This is a genomic window from Pigmentiphaga sp. YJ18, from assembly GCF_038066655.1.
Lineage (GTDB): Bacteria > Pseudomonadota > Gammaproteobacteria > Burkholderiales > Burkholderiaceae_B > Pigmentiphaga.
The window spans coordinates 102,021-123,378 of sequence record NZ_JBBUKU010000003.1 but is presented as its reverse complement, the minus strand read 5'-3'; the positions used below and the strand labels follow the sequence as shown (position 1 = coordinate 123,378).

Here is a 21,358-nt window from a genome sequence, read left to right as displayed (position 1 = left end):
GCATGGCCGAACAAGCCAAGCAGCGCGAGCTGCCGGTCTGGCGATCGCTGCTGTACGTGCCGGCGAACGTGCCGCGCTTCATCGAGAAGGCGCACACCCGTGGCGCCGACGCCATCATGCTGGACCTCGAGGACAGCGTGCCGGCCACCGAGAAGGCGGCGGCGCGCGAGGCGGTCGCGGGCGCCGCCGCGCAGGTGCGGCGCGGCGGGGCCGACGTGCTGGTGCGGGTGAACCGCCCGCTCGGCCTGTGCGTGCGCGACGTCGAGGCTAGCGTGGGCGCGGACGTGGACGGGATCGCCATCACCAAAGTGGACGGTCCGTCGCACGTGCGGCTGCTGGACGAACTGGTGACCGAGCTGGAGGCGGACCGGGGCCAAGCCCTGGGACGCACGCGCTTCCTGGTCATGATCGAGACGCCCGAGGCGTTCGAGCAGATGACCGACATCGCCCGCGCCTCGCCGCGCGTGGCGGCGATCAACATAGGCGGCGAAGACTTCGCCCTGAACGGCGGCTTCGAGCCCACCGACGAGGCACTGCTGATGCCCAAGCAGCGGATGATCCTGGCGGCGCGCGCCGCCGGCGTCATGCCGCTGGGCTACATCGGCACCGTGGCCGATTTTTCCGACTGGGACCGGTTCCGGGCCATGGTCAGGCGCTCGCGCCAGTTCGGTTTCGACGGCGCGAGCTGCGTGCATCCGGGGCAGGTCGCCATCGTCAACGAGGAGTACGGGCCGCGGCCCGATGACGTCGCGCATGCCGTGCGCGTCATCGAGGCGGCGGAGCAGGCGCAGGCCGAAGGCCGCGCGTCGTTCCAGCTGGACGGCAGGATGATCGACATTCCGGTCATCGAACGGGCCCGAAGGCTGATCGCGCGCCAGCGGCGCATCGAGGCCCGGGGCGCCCGTCCCTGAGCCACGGGGCGGCGGGCCCCAAGGTCCACCGCCCACATATCAATACATACAGGAGACCCATCGTCATGTTCAAGCAAGTCCTTACCTCGGCCATCGTCTGCGCCGCTTTCGCCGCTCCGCTGCACGCGGCCGACAACTACCCGTCCCGGCCCATCACCCTGGTCGTTCCGTTCACGCCGGGCGGCAGCACCGACATCATCGCGCGCGTCGTGAGCAAGCAGCTGGGCGCGGCGCTGGGCCAGTCCATCGTCGTCGAGAACAAGCCCGGCGCGGGCGGCATCGTGGGCACGCAGTACGCCAAGTCGCAGCCGGCCGACGGCTACACCCTGATCATGGGCGCCATCGGCACCTTCGGCGCCAACGCCACGCTGTATCGCCGCCTGCCTTACGATCCGGTCAAGGATTTCGCCCCGATCTCGCTGGTGGCCGGCGTGCCCAATGTGCTGGCGGTCAATCCGGCCAAGCTGGATGTGCGCACGGTGGACGAACTGATCAAGGCCGTGCGCGCCAAGCCCAACGGCTACGACTACGCTTCGGGCGGCAACGGCAGCGCGGCCCATCTGGCGACCGAGTACTTCAAGCTCAAGGCCAACATCCAGATCCAGCACGTCCCCTACAAGGGAACGGCGCCCGCGCTGAACGACCTGGTGGGCGGCGTGACCTCGATGGTGTTGACCGGCTATCCGCCGCTCTCGCCGTTCCTCCAGGCGGGCCGCCTGCGGCCTATCGCCGTGGCCACTGCCAAGCGCCTGCCGCAGTTGCCCGACGTGCCGACCATCAGCGAGACCAAGGGCCTCGAAGGCTTCGAAGCCAGCCAGTGGTATGGCCTGCTGACCATCGCCGGCACGCCCAAGCCCATCGTCGACCGCCTGAACAAGGAGATCGTGGCGGTCTTGAAGAATCCGGAGACCCTGGAGCAGTTCCGCAAGGAAGGGCTGGAGCCGATGCACAACACGCCCGAGGAATTCGCCCAGTACATCAAGGACCAGATCCAGCTCTGGCGGCCGGTCATCCAGAAGGCCAACATCATCATCGATTGATGGCCCGCCGGTCTTGCGCTACTGCTTGAGGTTGAGCTTGGGCACCAGGGTCTTGAAAGCCTGGCCCTGCCTGGCCACGTCGGACGAGAACTCGGACAGGTCGGCGTAGGCCGGCGTCAGGTTCTGCTTGCGCATGGTGGTCTGGAACTCGGTCGACTGCGACAGGGTCCGGGCCGCCGCGCGCCATTTCTCCACCGCCTCGGCGGGGGTGCCCTTGGGGACCCCCACGCCGCGCCAGACGCTGAACAGCAGGTCGTGGCCCAGCTCCTTGAAGGTCGGGACCTGGCCCAGCGTCTCGATCCGTTTCTCCGACATCACCGCGAGCGTGCGCAGCTTGCCGGCCTCCACGTGCTGGCGCAGTTCCGCGTAGGCCACCGTGGTGGCCTGCACGTCGCCCGACAGCAGGCCCATGATGGCCGGCGCCGAGCCCTGGTAGGGCACGTGCGTGAACGCGATGCCCGCCGATTCGCCAAGCGCCGCGGCCGCCATGTGCGGCACCGTGCCGTTGCCGGCGTTCGAGATCGCGACGCGGCCCGGATTGGCCTTGGCGTAGGCCAGGAATTCCTGGATGGTCTGCCACGGCGCGTCGGCGCGGACCGTGATCGACGACGGGTCGTCGGTGAAGCGGGCGATGGGCTGGAATTCATCCACGGTGGTCTTGCCTATGCCCATCAGCGGTACGACCAGCATCTCCGGCGTCATGAGGACCAGCCGGTAGCCGTCGGCCGGGCCGGTGGCCACGTAGGACCAGCCGATCGAGCCGCTGGCTCCGGGCTTGTTGACCACGTAGACGGTCTGCGGAAAGATGGGGCGCACCGCGTCGGCGATGGCGCGGGCGGTGTTGTCGCTGCCGCCGCCGGGCTGGTAGGCGACGACGAGTTCCACGGGCTTGGCCGGATAGCCGGCGGCCCAGGACGAAGCCAGCGTGGACAGGCTGGCGAGCGAGGCGCAAAGCAGGCGGGCGAGGTTCATGGTGCGGTCCTTCTGCTGTGGGAAAGCCCCCGGTGGCGCCTGGCGCCGAGGGGGCGGGGGATCAGTAGTCGTATCCCAGCCGGCGCAGGCCGGCCTGGGTCTCGCGAACGATGGCGAGGGTGCGTTCCCGTTCGGCGCCCGACAATGGGAGCCGGGGCGGCTTGACGGTTTCCGCGGTGCCGTCGATCAGGTGTTCGGCCAGCTTGATGTGCTGCACCAGCTTGACCACGGTATCCAGGTGATAGAGCGGCGTCAGCACGCGATACAGCTCGCGGGCCTTGTCGAAGTCGCCGGCGGCGGCCAGCGCCAGCAGGTCCACGGATTCGCGCGGCACCGCGTTGGCCATGCCCGATACCCAGCACCGGACGCCCAGCGCGGCGCTCTCGACCACCAGGTCGTCGACGCCGCACACCACGGCCAGGCGGTCGCCGAAGCGGGTGATGAGGTCGGTGACGCGGGTCGTGTCGTAGGACTCTTCCTTGAGCGCGACGATGGTCGGCTCTTCCAGCAGGCGGGCCACGACGTCGGGCGTGAGATCCACGCCGTAGCCGCGGGGGTTGTTGTACAGCAGGATGGGCAGGGGCGAGGCCTGCGCCACCGACCGGTAGAAGGCCACCGTTTCGTCGGCGTCCGACTTGTAGGTCAGGCCGGGGAACACCATCAGGCCGTCCACGCCCAGCGCATGCGCGTCGCGGGCGAAGGCCGCGGCCCGCTCGGTGCTGGTCTCGGCCACGCCGGACAGCACCGGCACGCGGCCCTTCACGGTGTCCAGCGCGATGCGCAGCACTTCCTGTTTTTCCTCGGGCGACAACTGGGCGTTCTCGCCCACCATGCCCATCATCAGCACGCCGTTCACGCCCCGGGCGATCAGGCGTTCCAGGCCCACGCGGATGGCGTCGGCGTCCAGCGAGCAGTCGGGTTTGAGCTTGGTCGTGACGGCGGGAAACACGCCTTGCCATCGGATCGTCATGCGGGCACTCCTTGGAATCTACAGTAAGGATATTGACTACTTTATATTGGATCCAATTTAAAGGTCCATGAAAAACGGCCAGGGAGGCCGTCGTCAGCCCGGCTGGTCATCGCCGGTAGCTGTTGGATAGTGGATCCAATATACTGATATTAAAACCCCAAGTCCGCGACGCGTCTGTCGGGGTTTACCTGGACCCCGCCATTCTTTCCCTTGCCATGCCCAGAAACGATCTTTCCCCGTCTTCCCCCGCGTCCCCCGGCAGCCGGCTGGTGCGCCGGACCACGTCCGAACTGGTGGCCGAGGCGCTGCGCGACCGCATCCTGTCGGGCGCGATCCCGCCCGGTTCGCCGCTGCGCCAGGAGTCGCTGGCGGACGAGCTGGGCGTGAGCCGCATCCCGGTGCGCGAGGCCATCCGGCAGCTCAGCGCCGAAGGGCTGGTGGATGCGATTCCCCACCGCGGGGCCTTCGTCTCCATGCTGTCGCGCGCCGAGGTCGAGGAATTGTTCGACATCCGCCTGCGCCTGGAGCCCTGGCTGATCCACGAGGCGGCCTCGCGGATCTCGGAAGAGGAGCTGGCACAGGCCGAGCAATGCGTGGCGCGCATGGATACCGCGGGTCCCGACCAGTGGGGCCAGTTGAACTGGCAATTGCACGAAGGGCTGTACCGGGCGGCCCAGCGGCCCGCCGCCCTGGCCATCGTGCGCGGGCTGCACGAGAAGTCCGAGCGCTATTTCCGCTTCCAGGTGGTCAATGCCCCGATCCGGCAGCAGGCGCACCAGGAACACCTGGCCCTGGTCGCGCTGTGCCGCGACCGGCGGGCCGACGAAGCCCGATCGGTGCTGGAGCGCCACATCGGCGACGCCGCGGAGCAGATCCTGGCCATCGTCGAACGCCTGCTGGACCAGGCGCCGGGCCGCGATCCGGCGTAGCGGGAGCGGTGCGACTACAATGCGCAGGCCGTGGCCGGTCGCGCACGCACCGGCGCCGCGGTTTTCACCGTCCAGTCCTTCATGCCGTCGCAGCCTCTTTCTTCATCGATCCCGTCGTCCCGTTCAGGAAACATCGTCGTCTGCGCATCGCTCGTGCTGCTGTTCGCGATGGGCGTGCGCGCGACCTTCGGTTTGTTCATGCAGCCCATGGGGCTGGTCCACGGCTGGGGGCGCGACGTGTTCTCGCTCGCCTTCGCCATCCAGAACCTGGTGTGGGGCGTCTCGGCCATCCTGATGGGATCGGTGGCCGACAAATGGGGGGCGGGCCGGACCATCGTCGCGTCGGCGCTGTTGTGCGCCTTGGGCCTGGTCGGCACGCGCTATGCGGGATCCGAGGCCATGCTGTATCTGTGCGCCGGCGTGCTGGTCGGGCTGGGGCAGGCCGGCACGACGTTCGCCGTGCTGCTGCCGGTGGTGGCGCGCGCCGTGCCGCCCGAGGGCCGCAGCACCGCGATGGGCATCGCCAGCGCGGGCGGGTCCATGGGGCAGTTCGTGGTCGTGCCCGCCGGGCAATTGCTGATCGACCATATCGACTGGACCGGCGCGCTGTGGGCGCTGTCGGCGCTGATGCTGCTGGCCGTGCCGTTGGCCAGCCGCCTGACGGGCAAGCCGGCGCATGTCGCGGGCGCCCAGTCGCTGGGCGCGGCGGTGCGCCAGGCCATGGGGCACGGCTCGTACCACTTCCTGTTCTGGAGCTACGCGGTCTGCGGCTTCCACACGGCCTTCATCACGTTGCACCTGCCGGCCTTCGTGGTGGACGGCGGCCTGAAAGCCTCGGACGGCGCGCTGGCCATCGCGCTCATCGGCCTGTTCAACGTGTTCGGCTCGTACTGGGCCGGCCGCATGGGCGGCCGCCACAGCAAGAAGCACCTGCTGGCGCTGCTGTACGCGACGCGTTCGGCGGCGATCATGCTGCTGATCCTCTTGCCGCTGACGCCGGCGGTGCTGTATGCCTTCTCGGCCCTGATCGGCCTGGTCTGGCTGGGAACGGTGCCGCTGACCACGGCGCTGGTGGGACATATCTACGGCATGCGCTATGCCTCGACCCTGACGGGCATCGTATTCTTCGGCCACCAGATCGGCAGTTTCGTGGGGGTCTGGCTGGGCGGCAAGCTGTATGTCGCCACCGGCAGCTACGATGCGGTCTGGTGGATCTCGGTCGCGCTGGGCCTCATGGCCGCGGCGCTGTGCATGCCCGTGCGCGAGCGCGCATTGGTGCCGGCATGAGTCCCGCCGGAAACAGGAGCGACGCCCATGGCAGATGCCAGCCGGTACGAGCAAGCCAGGAGGCGCGGGCGCGCCTGGCGGACGGTCCTTGCCTATGCTTTGCTTGGCGCCGTGCTTGCGGTAGCCTTCCTGGGCTATCTGCGCCCGCAACTCGTCGTCGGATGGGAAGGGCTCATGGCCCTGTGCGGCTTTTGAACGCCGCCGGCCGGGGAAGGAATGGGTGCCCAAAAAATGGGCGTGCCAGTTCGACCCGCATGGTTAGGCCCTCCATCCGTAAAATACCCTTCATTTTCCACAGTCGCTGGGGATAACTTGGCCACTCGCTACAACGAAGCTTCCATCCGGGTGCTGAAGGGGCTCGAGCCCGTCAAGCAGCGCCCGGGCATGTACACCCGAACCGAAAACCCCCTGCACGTCGTGCAGGAGGTGATCGACAACGGCGCCGACGAGGCGCTCGCCGGCTACGGCAAACATCTGCAGGTCACCCTGCACACCGACGGCAGCGTGACCGTCGAGGACGAAGGCCGCGGCATTCCCGTCGGCATGCATCCCGAGGAAAACGCGCCGGTCGTCGAGCTGGTCTTCACCCGCCTGCACGCGGGCGGCAAGTTCGACAAGCAGGGCGGCGGCGCCTATTCGTTCTCCGGCGGCCTGCACGGCGTCGGCGTCTCGGTCACCAACGCGCTGTCCTCGCGCATGGAGGTCACGGTCTGGCGCGACGGCGCCGCCCACCGGCTGGTGTTCCAGCACGGCGACGTGGTCGAGGAACTCGCGCAGGTTTCCGATCCCACGCGCAAGAAGAGCGGCACGCGCGTGCGCTGCTGGCCGGATCCCAAGTATTTCGACAGCGGTGCGATCCCGATGGGCGAGCTGTCGCGCCTTTTGCGCAGCAAGGCGGTGCTGCTGCCGGGCGTGAAGGTCACGCTGCGGGTCGAGAAGACCGGCGAGACCCAGACCTGGCTGTACGAGCAGGGCCTGCGCGGCTACCTGACCGAGGCGCTGGCCGGCGCCGAACTGCTCATCCCCCTGTTCGAGGGCGAGCAGTACGCCGGCGGCGACAACGAGAACTTCGCCGACGGCGAGGGCGCCCAGTGGGTGGTGGCCTGGACCGAGGACGGCAACGTCGTGCGCGAGTCCTACGTCAACCTGATCCCGACGCCGGCCGGCGGCACGCACGAAGCCGGGCTGCGCGACGGCCTGTTCAACGCGGTCAAGGGCTTCGTCGAACTGCACAACCTCAGCCCCAAGGGCGTCAAGCTGCTGCCCGAGGACGTGTTCGCGCGCGCCAGCTTCGTGCTGTCGGCCAAGGTGCTCGATCCGCAGTTCCAGGGCCAGATCAAGGAACGCCTGAACAGCCGCGACGCGGTGCGCCTGGTGGGCGGCTTCTCGAAGCCGGCGCTGGAGCTGTGGCTGAATTCCCATGTCGAATACGGCAAGAAACTGGCCGAGCTGGTCATCCGCCAGGCGCAGTCGCGCGTGCGGGCCACGCAGAAGGTCGAGAAGCGCAAGAGCTCCGGCGTGGCGGTGCTGCCCGGCAAGCTGACCGATTGCGAAAGCAGCGATGCCACCCGTACCGAGGTCTTCCTGGTCGAGGGCGATTCGGCCGGCGGCTCGGCCAAGATGGGCCGCGACAAGGAGTTCCAGGCCATCCTGCCGCTGCGCGGCAAGGTGCTCAACGCCTGGGAAGTCGAGCGCGACCGGCTGTTCGCCAACAACGAGATCCACGACATCGCGGTGGCGATCGGCGTCGACCCCCACGGGGCAAACGACGATCCCGACCTGTCGGGCCTGCGCTATGGACGGGTCTGCATCCTGTCCGACGCGGACGTGGACGGCTCGCACATCCAGGTGCTGCTCCTGACGCTGTTCCTGCGGCATTTTCCCAAGCTGGTCGAGGCCGGGAACGTGTACGTGGCGCGCCCGCCGCTGTTCCGCGTGGACGTGCCGGCGCAAGGCAAGCGCCCGCCGCGCAAGCTCTATTGCCTGGACCAGGGCGAGCTGACCGCGGTCGAGGACAAGCTGCGCAAGGAAGGCGTGCGCGAAGGCTCCTGGAGCATCAGCCGCTTCAAGGGCCTGGGCGAAATGAGCCCCGAGCAGCTTTGGGAAACCACGATGAACCCTGACACCCGCCGCCTGCTGCCGGTCACCTACGGCGAACTCGGCGCGGACGAGACCACGCGCATGTTCGACATGCTGATGGGCAAGGGTGAGGCCGCGCAGCGGCGCTCGTGGCTGGAAGAGAAAGGCGACCTCGCCGAGGTGGATATTTGATGACGGACGAACAACAACCCGGCCTGTTCGAGCGGCCGGGCGGCGATGCCGCGATCACGCTGGCGCGCTATGCGGAACAGGCTTATCTGGATTACGCGGTATCGGTGGTCAAGGGCCGGGCGCTGCCGGACGTCAGCGACGGCCAGAAGCCCGTGCAGCGGCGCATCCTGTACGCGATGCAGGCCATGGGCCTGGGTTCCAACGCCAAGCCGGTGAAGTCGGCCCGCGTGGTGGGCGACGTGCTGGGCAAGTACCATCCCCACGGCGACCAGGCCGCCTATGACGCGCTGGTGCGCATGGCGCAGTCGTTCTCGCTGCGCTATCCGCTCATCGACGGGCAGGGCAACTTCGGCTCGCGCGACGGCGACGGCGCCGCGGCCATGCGCTACACCGAGGCGCGGCTCACGCCCATCGCCCGGCTGCTGCTGGACGAACTGGACGAAGGCACGGTCGACTTCATTCCCAACTACGACGGGTCGTACCAGGAGCCCAGGCAGTTGCCCGCACGCCTGCCCGTGGTGCTGCTGAACGGCGCCTCGGGCATCGCGGTGGGCATGGCCACCGAGATCCCGCCGCACAACCTGCGCGAAGTGGCGCAGGCCGCGGTGGCGCTGTTGAAGAATCCGAAGATCGCCGACGACGAGCTGTACGGCCTGCTGCCCGGACCCGATTATCCCGGCGGCGGCCAGATCATCACGCCGCGGGCCGAGATCGCCCAGATCCTCAGCACCGGCCGCGGCTCGATCAAGGTGCGCGCGCGTTGGAAGTTCGAGGAAATGGCCCGCGGCCAGTGGCAACTGGTGGTGACCGAGCTGCCGCCCTCGACCTCCGGCCAGAAGGTGCTGGAAGAGATCGAGGAACTCACCAATCCCAAGGTGAAGGCGGGCAAGAAGAGCCTTTCGAACGAACAGCAGCAGACCAAGGCGGCGCTGCTCGGCCTGCTCGACGCGGTGCGCGACGAGTCGGGCAAGGACGCGGCGGTGCGGCTGGTGTTCGAGCCCAAGACCTCGCGCGTGGACCGCGACGAATTCGTCAACACGCTGCTGGCCCACACCTCGATGGAAAGCAGCGCCCCCATCAACCTGGTGGCGGTGGGCAACGACGGACGGCCGCGCCAGAAGTCCATGCGCGAGATCCTGGACGAATGGCTGGCCTTCCGTACCCAGACCGTCACGCGCCGCTCGCGCCATCGCCTGGACAAGGTGCTGGACCGCATCCATGTGCTGGAAGGGCGCATGGTGGTCTACCTGAACGTCGATGCCGTGATCAAGGTCATCCGCGAGTCGGACGAACCCCGGCCCGCGCTGATGCAAGCCTTCAACCTGACCGAGCGCCAGGCCGAGGACATCCTGGAGATGCGCCTGCGGCAACTGGCCCGCCTGGAAGGCTTCAAGATCGAGCAGGAACTCAAGAACCTGCAGGAAGAGCAGGGCAAGCTCGAGGAACTGCTGGCCAATCCGGCCTCGCTCAAGCGCCTGATCGTCAAGGAGATCGAAGCCGACGCCAAGCAGTACGGCGACGATCGCCGCACGCTGATCGAGGCGGCCGAGCGCGCCACCATCGAGGCCAAGGTCATCGACGAGCCGGTTACCGTGATCGTGTCGCAGAAGGGCTGGCTGCGGGCCCGACAGGGCCACGGCCACGATGCCAGCCTGTTCACGTTCAAGGCGGGCGACGCGCTCTACGGCGCGTTCGAGTGCCGGACCACCGACACGCTGATCGCGCTGGGCAGCAACGGCCGCGTCTACTCGGTGGCGGTCAGCGCGCTGCCCTCGGCGCGCGGCGACGGCGTGCCGGTGACCACGCTGATCGACCTGGAAGCCGGGTCCCGCATCCTGCACATGATCGCGGCGGCGCCCGAGAGCCGCTGGCTGCTGGCCACCGAGCGCGGCGTCGGCTTCGTCACCCGCCTGGGCGACATGGCCACGCGCCAGCGCGGCGGCAAGCAGTTCATGACGCTGGACGAAGGCGACAGCCCGCTGCGCCCCGTGCCGGTGTTCGACGGCGCCGATTCGCTCGCGCTGCTGACCGACAAGGGCCGCTTCCTGGTGTTCGGCCTGGCCGAGGTCAAGGCCTTGTCGTCGGGCGGACGGGGCACGGCGCTGATGGACATCGATCCCAAGGACACGCTGGCCCAGGTGGTGCCGGTCGGGCCGGCGGGGCTGCGGATCACGGGCATCTACCGCAACAAGCCGCACGAAGAGATCCTGTCCGGCGCAGGACTGGCGGTCTACGTCGGCAAGCGGGCACGCAAGGGCCGGCTGCTGGATGCCAAGCCCAAGCAGCCCGTGCTGTCGCCGGTGCTGTAGCGCCATGATGCGGCGAGGGGTGGCGGCGGTCCTGGCGGCCTGCGCGGTGGCGGGGTGCTCCCCCGTCAACCCGTACTACGATGCGACCCAGCCGCACCATACGCCGCACGGGTTCCACAACCTGTACTCGTATGACCATCCGGGCACGCTGGACTTCTGGCGCTGGCAGTTCGACCGTTGGGCTCAGGGGCTACCGCCGCCCCCGACCGAGTCCCTGGCGCCTGTCGTCGCGGACACCGCGTGGCTGAAGGAGCCTTCGTCCGACGTGCGGGTCAGCTGGGTCGGGCATTCCACCCTGCTGGTGCAACTGGGCCATTTCAACCTGTTGACCGATCCGGTGTTCTCCGAGCGCGCCTCGCCCTTCGGATTCATGGGGCCCAGGCGCCACCAGCCTCCCGGCATCGCGCTGGCCGACCTGCCGCACATCGATGCCGTGGTGATCTCGCACAACCACTACGACCACCTGGATTTCGAATCGGTCAAGGCGCTGGCGGCCCAGCCCGGCGGCCCGCCCGTCTTCATGGTGCCGCTGGGCGTGGACGTCTGGTTCCGCCAGTACGTGCCCGAGGCCACCGATCTGCGGCCGCTGGACTGGTGGGGCCAGACGGTGGTGGGCGATGCCATCCTGACGCTGCTGCCGGTGCAGCACTGGAGCGCCCGCACGCCCTTCGACCGGAACGTCTCGCTATGGGGCGCATGGGCGGTCCGGACGCGCGAGCCCGCGTTCAATTTCCTGTTCGGCGGCGACTTCGGCTATTCCAGGGACATCGCCGCCATAGGCGAGCGCATGGGGCCCTTCGACCTGGCCGCGCTGCCGATAGGGGCCTACGCGCCGCGCTGGTTCATGCGCGGCCACCACATGAATCCCACCGAGGCCGTGCAGGCGCACCGCGAGCTGGGCGCCCGGGCCTCCGTGGCCATCCACTGGGGCACGTTCGAGCTGACCGACGAGGCGCTGGACCAGCCGCCCCGCGACCTGGCGCGGGCCCGCCGCTACGCGGGCGTCGCCTCCGACGAGTTCTTCGTGATGCACCACGGCGAGAGCCGGGTCTGGCGCGACGGCCGCTGGCTGATCCGCGCTCCAGGGGATTGAGAGTCCCCAGGCTCCGGCGCGCGAATGTTGTGCGGAATCGGCATTTGTCTTGATTTGGTCATTGATGCGCTGTATAAAAAACCAGTGAAAGATAGCGATAGGCAATCCATTTAGGAGAAAACTGTGGCTCATCTGGTTCTCGCGCTCGATGTCGCCGGTACGCCGGTGCATTGGGTCGACATCGAAAAAGCCATCTGCCTGCACGTGGCGGGAAGGGTGGCGTGGGAACTGGGGGACACCACCGTCACCTATCGCGGGGGCACGAACCGGCTGACCGGGCTCGTCTCCACCGTCAGCACCGCCAGCATCATCGCCGTGCGCGGCCGCGAGTTCCGCGGCGACCGTTCCGCCTCCATCAGCATCAGCCGCGAGCGCCTGTTCTCGCGCGACATGCATGTCTGCGCCTATTGCGGCGGCTGTTTCCCCGAATTCGAACTGACCATCGAGCACGTCCGCCCCGAGTCGCGCGGCGGTGCCAATACCTGGGAAAACGTGGTCACGGCCTGCCGCTCGTGCAATCAGCGCAAGGGCAACCGCACCCCCGAGCAGGCCGGCATGCCGCTGCTCTACCTGCCGTACCGGCCCAATCGCTGGGAAGGCATGATCCTGCGCAACCGCCGGATCCTGGCCGACCAGATGGAATTCCTGCTGGCCGGCGTACCCATTACGAGTAGGTTGGGGCCCCCCCCTACGCGCTGAGGGGAAGCCCACCCCCTACGCCCTTCGGGCGCCCCCTCAAGGGGGCGGCGCTGGCGGACCGGCAAAGCCGGATCCGCGGCGCCCTGGGTCTGGGTGGGGGCTGTTATGCTTGAAAAAGGTGCGCGCGGCCTTATCTAGGCCGCGTGAGCTTTTTGCTCCAATCGGACAACTTCCTTTCGTCAACCGCCATGCCTGGCGCGCCTGAACCCTGCGCGCCGGGATGGGCCTTGTTATTGCCATGAGTCAGACCAACACCTCCGAAACCCTGGGCTTCCAGACCGAAGTCAAGCAGTTGCTGCACCTGATGATCCACTCGCTGTACAGCAACAAGGAAATCTTCCTGCGCGAGCTGGTCTCCAATGCGTCCGACGCCTGCGACAAGCTGCGTTTCGAGGCCATCGACCGGCCGGAACTGCTGGAAGGCGACGGCGAGACGGCCATCCGCGTGGGCTTGGACAAGGCCGCGCGGACCATCACGATTTCCGACAACGGCATAGGCATGACGCGGGACGAGGCCATTGCCAATCTGGGCACCATCGCCCGCTCGGGCACGCGCGAGTTCTTCCAGCAACTGACCGGCGACAAACAGAAGGACGCGCAACTGATCGGCCAGTTCGGCGTGGGCTTCTATTCGTCGTTCATCGTCGCGCAGAAAGTCACCGTCATCAGCCGCCGCGCGGGCCTGCCGGCGGACCAGGCCATACGCTGGGAATCGGCCGGCGACGGCGAATTCACGATCTCGGCGGCCGAGAAGGCCGGGCGCGGCACGGACATCATCCTAACGCTGCGCGAGGACGAGGACGATTTCCTGTCGTCGTGGAAGCTGCGCGACATCCTGCGCCGTTATTCCGACCACATCTCCGTTCCCATCCTGATGAAGAAAGAGGAATGGGACGCCGAGAAATCCGAGCAGGTCGTCCGCGACGAGGAAGAAACCGTCAACCAGGCCAGCGCCCTGTGGACGCGCAGCAAGTCCGAGATCACCGACGAGCAGTACGCCGAGTTCTACAAGCACGTGGCGCACGACTTCGAGGAGCCGCTGGCCTGGAGCCACAACCGGGTCGAGGGCCGCAGCGAATACACGCAGCTGCTGTACGTGCCCCGGCGCGCGCCGTTCGACATGTGGGACCGCAACAAGAAGCACGGGGTCAAGCTGTACGTGAAGCGCGTCTTCATCATGGACGACGCCGAGCAACTGCTGCCCGGCTACCTGCGCTTCGTGCGCGGCGTGATCGATTCGGCCGACCTGCCGCTGAACGTGTCGCGCGAAATCCTGCAGGAAAGCCGCGACGTGCGCGCCATCCGCGAAGGCAGCGCCAAGCGCGTGCTGAGCCTGCTGGAAGACCTGGCCGAGAACCGCAAGGACGACTACGCGACGTTCTGGACCGAGTTCGGCCAGGTGCTCAAGGAAGGCGTGGGCGAGGACGCGGCCAACCTGGAGCGCATCCTGAAGCTGCTGCGCTTCGCCTCCACGCAGGAAGGAACGCCCGCGCAGACGGTGTCGCTGGCCGACTACGTGGCCCGCATGAAGGAAGGCCAGGACAAGATCTACTACGTCACGGCCGAGACCTTCACCGCGGCCAGCAGCAGCCCGCACCTGGAAATCTTCCGCAAGAAGGGCATCGAGGTCCTGCTGCTGACCGATCGCGTCGATGAATGGATGCTGTCCTTCGTCAACGAGTTCGACGGCAAGCCGCTGACCTCCATCGCCAAGGGCGGCCTGGACCTGGGCGCGCTGGCCGACGAGGAAGAGAAGAAGCAGCAGGACGAGGTCTCGGAAGAACTCAAGCCGGTGGTCGAGCGGCTGAAGGCCGCGCTGGGCGAGGCGGTCAAGGACGTGCGCGTGACCTTCCGCCTGGTCGACTCCCCCGCTTGCGTGGTGGTGGACCAGCAGGACATGAGCCAGCACCTGCAACGCCTGCTCAAGGCGGCCGGGCAGGCCGCGCCCGAGTCGCGCCCCATCCTGGAGATCAACCCGGGACATCCGCTGATCGCGCGCGTGCGGCAGGCCGGCGAGGCCGACTTCGGCGCATGGGCCCGGCTGTTGCTGGACCAGGCCCTGTTGGCCGAGGGCGCGGCGCTGGAGGATCCGGCCGCGTTCGTGCGCAGCATGAACAACCTGCTGCTGAGCCAGGCCTCTTGAGCCGCGGGGCGCAACGGTCCGGGCCGGACCGGCGGCGGACCGCCGGTCCCAGCGAGCTCGACGAACCGACGTTCTCGGAAGAGCAGGGCGTTCGCTACCTGCATTTCGGCAGTCCCTGGATCCAGGGCGCGATGCGGATACGCAGCCCCTTCGCGCTGGAGCTGGAGTACACGCGCCAGATGATGGCGTGGCTGCTGTTCCTCGATCCGCCCGAGGCCGGCGGCGAGCAGGCCATCGGCACGCTGGGGCTGGGCGCGGGGTCGCTGACGCGCTTCTGTCTGAAGCATACCGACAGCCTGGTGCATGCGGTGGAATGGAATCCCAGCGTGACCGCCGCCTGCCGCGCCTATTTCCGCCTGCCCGCCGACAACGAGCGTTTCAGGGTGACCCATGACGACGCGGGCGCGTGGGTGGAGGACATCGCCAACCGCGGCAGTTGCCGCGCCTTGATGGTGGACTTGTACGACCATGCCGCGCGCGGCCCGGTACGCGATTCCGTCGAGTTCTACCGCGGCTGCCGGCGGGTGGTCAGCGCCAACGCCAGCCAGGCCGGCATCGTGACCGTCAATCTGTTCGGCGCGCACGACAGCTACGAGCACAATCACGGCAACCTGGACGAGGCGTTCGAGGGGCGCGTGGCGGTCCTGCCGGAAATCGAGGAAGGCAACCGGGTGGCGATCGCCCTGGCCGGCCCGGCTTTGCGCATCGACGCGCAGGCGCTGCTGGCCCGCGCCGACGAGGTCGAGAACCGCTACGGCCTGCCAGCGCGCAAATGGGCGCGTTCGCTGGTGCCGGAGCTGGAGCGGTTGTGAGCGCCGCGGCGCAGCCCCAGCTCAGCGGTTTTCCGCCGGTCCTGGCGCCCGACGCCAGGGTGCTGCTGCTGGGCAGTTTCCCGGGCGTGGCTTCGCTGAACATGGGGCAGTATTACGCCCATCCGCGCAACCAGTTCTGGCGCCTGCTGGGCGCCTGCCTGGAGGTCGAGGCACTGCACCTGATGCCCTACGAGGAACGCCTGCGCGTCGCCATCCGGCATCGCGTGGGCATCTGGGATGTCGTCGCCAGTTGCAGGCGCCAGGGCAGCCTGGATGCCGCCGTGACCCAGGCCGAGGTCAATCCGCTTGCCGCCTACCTGAAGGAACACGCGCCGCGGCTCGAGTGCATAGGCTTCAACGGCGGCCTGTCGTGGAAGCTGGGCCATCACCTGGCCGATTACGGCTACCGCGTGTTCCGGCTGCCTTCTTCGTCGCCGGCGGCCGCGATGTATGGCTTCGAGCAGAAGCTGGCGCAATGGCGGCCCCTGTTCGCATGTCGGTCGTGATCTCCTGCTGCAACAGGTCGTCCGTCAGGTGGCGGATCTCCTGGATCAGGGCCTTGCTGGCGGTCGACAGCATGGTGTCGCGCCGGTAGGCGACGCCTATCATGTGCGTGCTCAGCAGCTTCTTGCCCACCGCCGGCTGGAGCGGCAGTTCCACGATGTTGCCGGTGTGTTTCTCCAGGCGCGCGGAGTCGTAGCGGGCCAGGCCGATGCAATCGCTGGCCACCAGCGTCGAGCGGAAAAAATAGAAGGAATCGGTGCGGATCACGTTGTTGGCGAAGGGCGTGCCCTGCGCGCGCATCATCTGCCTGAGCGTGACTTCCAGCTGCGAGCATTCCGACAGCACCAGCCAGGGGTAGTCGGCCAGGTGGGTGCCGGTGCCGTCGAAGGTTTCCAGCACCGGATGGCTGGCGCGCACGAACAGCGCGGTGCGATCGGGAAAGAGCGGCTCGGACACCAGTTCGTCGGCGTATTCGTCGTCCTCGATGCCGACGATGACGAAATCCAGGTCGCCGCGCAGCAGCGGGCCCAGCATGCTGCTGCGATGGCCGAACCGATAGTTCACCGTGAGCCGCCGGGCGCGCTGCGTCAGGTTCAAAGTGGCCTTGGGCAGGATCTGGTTCTGCAGCAGGCCGGGCACCACGCCCACGTTGACCTCGCCCATCGATACGTCGCGCAGCGCGCGCGCTTCGCTTTCCAGCTTGCGGAACTCGGCGTCGACCAGCCTGGCGCGGGTATAGATGGTTTCGCCGAAGGACGTCAGGCTCACGCCGCGCGCGTTGCGGGTGAACAGCTCCACCCCCAGGGCTTCTTCCAGGTCCTGCAGGTCCTTGGTCAGCGACGGCTGCGAGACGTTCAGGTGCGAGGCCGCCTTGTTGATGCTGCCGAGTTCGGCGATGGCCAGGAAGCGTTTGAGCGTGCGCAGGTTCATGGCGCCAGCATATCAATATTTACGATAGCTGGTGGAGAAAATTGTATTTGTTGTCTATAGCTAGCCTACGTATTCTGTCGTCCATGACGAGAGCCCGCCGCGTGCGGGCGCCAGAACACGAAAGGCCGGGCCGCCGCCGCCCGGCCGGTGGGAGAGACAGCAATGAGCGCGCAACTCAGGGAAGAGCGGGGCATCCGCTTGCGGACTGCCATGGACCAGGCAGGCCTGGACCTGCTGGTGGTGACGGGTAATGCCTGGCGCAGCGATTATTTGCGCTACGCGCTGGACGTGACGCCCATGGAAGGCCAGGCCGTGGCCTTCGTTACCGCCAGCGACGCCTGGCTGATGGTCGAGACCCCGGCCGAGGCCGAGCGTATCGCGGCCGAGCAACCCGGCCTGAAGGTGGAGTGGCGCACCGACCTGCTGGCCCGCGCACGGCAGGCGCTGGATGCCGCCCGGCCCGAGCGCACCGGCCTCGCGCCCGCGCATTCGACCCCGGCCCTGCTGGCGCGCGGCGCCGCGGGCGCGGGCATGCAGGCGGCCACCGCCATGCTCGACGGCCTGATGGTGCGCAAGACCGCCGCCGAGGCCGACCGCGTCGAGCAGGCGGTGCGCCTGGCCGACGAAGGCTACGAGGTCTTTCGCGCGGCCGCCCGGGTGGGCAAGCGCGAATTCGAGCTGGTGGGCGAACTCGAGGCCTGGCTGCGGACCCAGGGCTGTCCGGAGAATTTCATGATCATGGGATCGGGCGGCAAGGAAGTCCGCACCATGCGTCCGCCGGGCGAGCGCCGGCTGGCCGCGGGCGACCTGGTCACGACCGAACTCACGCCCTGCCTGGACGGGTACTACGCGCAGATCTGCCGCACCCTGGTGCTGGGCACGCCCACGCGCGAACAGCTCGATTCCTACCAGGTGTACCTGGACGCGCTGGAGGCGGGCATCGCCGCGGTGAAGCCGGGCAATACCCACGGCGACGTGGCGCGCGCGCAGAACGACATCTTCCGCCGCCATGGCCTGGGCGAATACGTGACCTCCAAGTACACCCGCGTGCGCGGCCACGGCATGGGGCTCTACGTCGACGGCCCGCACGTGCTGGAAGACGTCGACCTGGTGCTGGAGCCCGACATGACCCTGGTCGTCCATCCCAACACCTACCATCCGGTGGCCGGCTACATCGTGCTGGGCGACACCGTGCGCGTGACCGCCGACGGCTGCAAGGTGCTGACCCGCACGCCGCGCGAGCTGCGCAGCGCCCCGGCCGGCCTGGCCTGATTCGATATTCACGGAAGGATTCGTTTATGCGTCGCGGACTCATGAGCTGGTCGCGGGAAGAATTGCCGGCCTCGGTGCTGGACGAGCGCGTTGCGCGCCTGCGGGCGGGGATGAAGCGGGAGGGCCTGGCGGCCGTGCTGGCCTACACCTCGTTCGCCGAACCGGCCGCCGTGCACTGGCTGACCCATTTCACGCCGTACTGGAGCGAGGCCATGCTGCTGGTGCTGCCGGACGAGGCGCCGGTCCTGCTGGCGTCGCTCACGCCGCGCGTGCACGGCTGGATACGCGAAGTCTCGCACCTGGGCGAGGTCGTATCCGCGCCCCGGCTCGCCCAGGGCGTGCTCGACATGCTGGCCGGCAAGGGCGTGCAGCCCGGCGCGCGCCTGGGCGTGGTCGGCCTGGACGCCCTGCCGGCGGCGGTGGCCCTGCCGCTGATGAAGGCCTGGGGAGCCGAAGCCATCGTCGATGCCGCGCCCATGTTCGCCGCGGTGCGCCAGCCCTGCGGCAAGGAAGAACTGGCGCTGGCCGATCGTGCGCTGGCCATCGCCCGGGGGGCCGTGGCCGAGGTGCCGGACGATGTCCGGAACACTTCCACGCTGGCGGCCGCCATCGAGGCCAGCGCACGCGCCGCCGGCGCCGAGGAAGTGCTCTATCGCGTTGCGCCCGACCTGTCGCGCGCCGGCGCATTGGGCCGGCTGGAAGGAGAGTTTCCGCTGGGCGCGGCCTATGCCCTGGAACTGTCGGTGGCCTACAAGGGCCATTGGATCCGCCTGGGCGGCAGCCATGCCCGCGGCGCGGCGCCCGCGGGCTGGGAAGCGGCCCGGGCCTGGTTCGACGACAGCCTGTCGCGCCTGGCCGGACACGGCGCCGACGGGCTGCCCGCTGCGCCGGCAGACGCGTCGCGCTGGGCGCTGGAGTCGTGCACGGGCGTGCAGCCCCTGAGCCTGGCCCGCACCCATGAACAGGAATTCGTGCCCCTGCCGCCGGGCAGCCTGGCGGTGTTTTCCGCCCATGCCGCGCTGGAGGGCGGCCACTGGTACCGGAGCGCGCCACTGACGCTGGGCGGCGGCGGACAGCGCGGACAGGTGCTGCGCGGCTGACGCGCGGGACCCCAGACGAACACGGCGCATGGACGCGCCGACACACAAGGAGACAACACTATGTCCAAGCACATCGTGCGGCGGCTGCTGGCGGCCGCATCGCTGGCCCTGCCCTGTGCCGCGATGGCGGCCGGTTATCCCGAGCGGGTGATCAAGGTGATCGTGCCGGTGCCCGCCGGCGGCGCCGCCGATACCCTGGCGCGCCTGGCCGGCGAGGGGATCCAGAAGAAGTGGGGCCAGCCGGTGGTGGTGGAGAACCGCGCCGGCGCCAACGGCAACATCGGCGGCGAGGCCGTCTACCGCGCCGAGCCCGACGGCTACACCTTCCTGGTGTCGCCGCCCACGGCGATCGCGATCAACCAGAGCTTCTACAAGAAGCTCGCCTACGACCCGAACCGTTTCGTGCCGGTGTCCATCATCGCCGCCAATCCGAACGTGCTGCTGGTCAATCCCAAGGTGCCGGCGAAGACGCTGCAGGAATTGATCGCCTATGCCAAGGCCCATCCGGGCAAGCTCAACTTCGCCTCCGGCGGCACCGGTTCCACGCCGCACCTGGCCGGCGAACTGCTGAAGATGACGGCCGGCATCGACATGGTCCACATCCCCTACAAGGGCGGTCCGCCCGCCTATGCCGATCTGATCGCCGGCCAGGTGGAAGTGATGTTCCAGGGCCTGGCCACCGCCTTGCCGCAGATCCGCGAAGGCAAGCTGCGCGTGCTGGCCATCGGCAGCGAGAAGCGCCATCCGGCCCTGCCGGACGTGCCCACGCTGAACGAGACCATGCCCGGCTTCATCTCGGTGTCGTGGACCGGCATGGTGGCGCCGCCGGGCACGCCGGCCGACATCGTCGCCAAGGTGTCGGCGGCGATACGCGAGGAACTGATGACCAACGGCGCCGGCAAGGACATCAAGGGCCTGGATGCGCGCGACCTGATCGCCAGCAGCCCGGCCGAGGCCGACCGTTTCATCAAGGAAGAAGTGGCCCGATGGGGCAAGGTGATTCATTCGACCGGCATCAGCATCGACTGACGCCGGTTCCTTCAGGAGATTTGTTCATGCGTGCAGCCATCACCGGACCGGCCACCTGGCGCGGCCCCGAAATCAAGGACAGCAAGGCCTGGGTGTACGAGTTCACTCCGGCCGAGATCGACGAGATCGACGCCGCGCTGCGCAACGTGCGCGCGCGGGGCAAGCTCATCTCGACCATGACGCGCGAGGACTTCCCGCTGCCGACGGTATCGAAGGTGATCGCCCATACCCGCGAGCAGATCGAGAACGGCCTGGGCCTGCAACTGCTGCGCGGCATCCAGGCCGAGCGCTACAGCAAGGACGACCTGCGCATCATCTACTGGGGGGTTGGCCAGCACATGGGCACGGCCGTCTCGCAAAGCGCCAAGGGCGACATCCTGGGCGACGTGCGCAACCTGGGCATCGACATCAACAGCCCGCAGGGCCGGGGCTATACCTCGAACCAGAAGCTGACCTACCACACCGATTCCTGCGACGTGGTGGCGCTGTTCGTGCTGCGCACCGCGCGCAGCGGCGGCCTGAGCATGATCGCCAGTTCGCAGGCCATCCACAACGAGATCCTGAAGCAGCGTCCCGACCTGCTCGAGGTGCTGTACCAGCCGTTCTACTGGAGCTGGCAGGGACAGGAAGAGCCCGGGCAACCGCCGTACTACCAGCAGCCCGTGTTCTCGATGCATGACGGCAAGTTCTCGTGCCGCTACGTGCGCACGCACATCCGCTCGGCCCAGCGCTTTCCCGACGTGCCGCGCCTGACGCCCATCCAGGAAGAGGCGCTGGATTTCCTCGACAGCCTGTCGGGCAGCACCGACTTCCATTTCTCGATGATGTTCCAGCCGGGCGACCTGCAATTCCTGAACAACCACATGATGCTGCATTCGCGCACCGCGTTCGAGGACTTCGAGGAACCGGAGAAAAAGCGCCACCTGCTGCGCATGTGGCTGTCGGTGCCCAACAGCCGCGCCCTGAGTCCGGCCCTGGGCACCATCTACCGCGACCAGCGCGCGGGCGCGGTGCGGGGCGGCTTCCCGTCGCGCACGGGCAAGCTGATCTACGAAACCGTCGGCAGCATCGAGTAAGGCGGAGGGCC

Annotated in this window: 18 protein-coding genes and 1 pseudogene; 16 read left to right on the top strand and 3 right to left on the bottom strand. The window is 68.2% G+C overall.

The annotated features are described in order from the left end of the window. Positions 1–2: 2 nt before the first annotated feature. Positions 3–911 (top strand): HpcH/HpaI aldolase/citrate lyase family protein, encoded by a 909-nt coding sequence (locus tag WKR98_RS20385; RefSeq protein ID WP_341434540.1) that lies wholly within the window; start codon positions 3–5, stop codon positions 909–911. A 65-nt stretch (positions 912–976) separates the two neighbouring features. Then, a complete protein-coding gene (locus WKR98_RS20380) occupies positions 977–1,951 on the top strand; it encodes a Bug family tripartite tricarboxylate transporter substrate binding protein (protein WP_124690611.1) in 975 nt (324 codons plus the stop codon). 18 nt (positions 1,952–1,969) lie between these two features. On the opposite strand, the gene WKR98_RS20375 is transcribed toward WKR98_RS20380, so the two are convergent. Then, the gene (locus WKR98_RS20375) at positions 1,970–2,923 is read right to left on the bottom strand and encodes a tripartite tricarboxylate transporter substrate binding protein (protein ID WP_124690610.1); all 954 of its coding nucleotides are present in this window, start codon (positions 2,921–2,923) and stop codon (positions 1,970–1,972) included. Positions 2,924–2,984: 61 nt separating this feature from the next. Continuing rightward, positions 2,985–3,893, bottom strand: coding sequence for a dihydrodipicolinate synthase family protein (locus WKR98_RS20370; protein WP_124690609.1), 909 nt, complete (start codon positions 3,891–3,893; stop codon positions 2,985–2,987). A gap of 215 nt (positions 3,894–4,108) precedes the next feature. Here WKR98_RS20370 and WKR98_RS20365 point away from each other — a divergent pair, with 215 nt between their 5' ends. The 10 genes from WKR98_RS20365 (at position 4,109) to WKR98_RS20320 (ending at position 15,942) form a co-directional block, all read left to right on the top strand. Continuing rightward, positions 4,109–4,822 carry a GntR family transcriptional regulator gene (locus tag WKR98_RS20365; protein WP_124690608.1) on the top strand — a complete coding sequence of 238 codons (714 nt, stop codon included), beginning with the start codon at positions 4,109–4,111 and terminating at the stop codon, positions 4,820–4,822. Between the two features lie 81 nt (positions 4,823–4,903). Continuing rightward, positions 4,904–6,109, top strand: coding sequence for an MFS transporter (locus tag WKR98_RS20360; protein WP_445936149.1), 1,206 nt, complete (start codon positions 4,904–4,906; stop codon positions 6,107–6,109). Positions 6,110–6,136: 27 nt separating this feature from the next. After that, positions 6,137–6,304: a hypothetical protein gene (locus WKR98_RS20355; protein ID WP_161567887.1), complete on the top strand. Its 168-nt coding sequence runs from the start codon at positions 6,137–6,139 to the stop codon at positions 6,302–6,304. A gap of 117 nt (positions 6,305–6,421) precedes the next feature. Then, entirely contained in the window at positions 6,422–8,380 is a 1,959-nt protein-coding gene (gene parE / locus WKR98_RS20350; RefSeq protein WP_238160131.1) for a DNA topoisomerase IV subunit B, read from the top strand. After that, positions 8,380–10,689 carry a DNA topoisomerase IV subunit A gene (gene parC / locus WKR98_RS20345; RefSeq protein ID WP_341434538.1) on the top strand — a complete coding sequence of 770 codons (2,310 nt, stop codon included), beginning with the start codon at positions 8,380–8,382 and terminating at the stop codon, positions 10,687–10,689. The genes parE and parC overlap by 1 nt, the downstream gene beginning before the upstream one ends. 4 nt (positions 10,690–10,693) lie before the next feature. Next, complete coding sequence (locus WKR98_RS20340; RefSeq protein WP_341434537.1) at positions 10,694–11,782, top strand: MBL fold metallo-hydrolase; 1,089 nt, start codon at positions 10,694–10,696, stop codon at positions 11,780–11,782. A 123-nt stretch (positions 11,783–11,905) separates the two neighbouring features. Then, complete coding sequence (locus WKR98_RS20335) at positions 11,906–12,481, top strand: HNH endonuclease (protein ID WP_370282492.1); 576 nt, start codon at positions 11,906–11,908, stop codon at positions 12,479–12,481. Positions 12,482–12,719: 238 nt separating this feature from the next. Then, positions 12,720–14,624 carry a molecular chaperone HtpG gene (gene htpG / locus WKR98_RS20330; protein WP_341434536.1) on the top strand — a complete coding sequence of 635 codons (1,905 nt, stop codon included), beginning with the start codon at positions 12,720–12,722 and terminating at the stop codon, positions 14,622–14,624. After that, positions 14,621–15,436, top strand: a complete 816-nt coding sequence (locus WKR98_RS20325) for a spermidine synthase (protein ID WP_341434535.1) — start codon at positions 14,621–14,623, stop codon at positions 15,434–15,436. The genes htpG and WKR98_RS20325 overlap by 4 nt, the downstream gene beginning before the upstream one ends. After that, positions 15,433–15,942 (top strand): DNA-deoxyinosine glycosylase, encoded by a 510-nt coding sequence (locus WKR98_RS20320; RefSeq protein WP_341434534.1) that lies wholly within the window; start codon positions 15,433–15,435, stop codon positions 15,940–15,942. The genes WKR98_RS20325 and WKR98_RS20320 overlap by 4 nt, the downstream gene beginning before the upstream one ends. A 40-nt stretch (positions 15,943–15,982) precedes the next feature. On the opposite strand, the pseudogene WKR98_RS20315 reads toward WKR98_RS20320, so the two are convergent. Then, positions 15,983–16,870 (bottom strand): annotated as a pseudogene (locus WKR98_RS20315) (LysR family transcriptional regulator); the annotation flags it as partial. Positions 16,871–17,032: 162 nt separating this feature from the next. Here WKR98_RS20315 and WKR98_RS20310 point away from each other — a divergent pair. The 4 genes from WKR98_RS20310 to WKR98_RS20295 are packed head-to-tail and all read left to right on the top strand — an operon-like array spanning position 17,033 to position 21,347. Next, positions 17,033–18,142 (top strand): M24 family metallopeptidase, encoded by a 1,110-nt coding sequence (locus WKR98_RS20310; RefSeq protein ID WP_341434533.1) that lies wholly within the window; start codon positions 17,033–17,035, stop codon positions 18,140–18,142. Positions 18,143–18,168: 26 nt separating this feature from the next. Beyond that, positions 18,169–19,242 carry an aminopeptidase P family N-terminal domain-containing protein gene (locus WKR98_RS20305; protein ID WP_124690601.1) on the top strand — a complete coding sequence of 358 codons (1,074 nt, stop codon included), beginning with the start codon at positions 18,169–18,171 and terminating at the stop codon, positions 19,240–19,242. Between the two features lie 60 nt (positions 19,243–19,302). Continuing rightward, positions 19,303–20,271, top strand: a complete 969-nt coding sequence (locus tag WKR98_RS20300; protein ID WP_124690600.1) for a Bug family tripartite tricarboxylate transporter substrate binding protein — start codon at positions 19,303–19,305, stop codon at positions 20,269–20,271. A gap of 26 nt (positions 20,272–20,297) precedes the next feature. After that, on the top strand, positions 20,298–21,347 hold the full coding sequence (locus tag WKR98_RS20295) for a TauD/TfdA family dioxygenase (RefSeq protein ID WP_161567886.1): 1,050 nt from the start codon (positions 20,298–20,300) through the stop codon (positions 21,345–21,347). Positions 21,348–21,358: the final 11 nt, after the last annotated feature.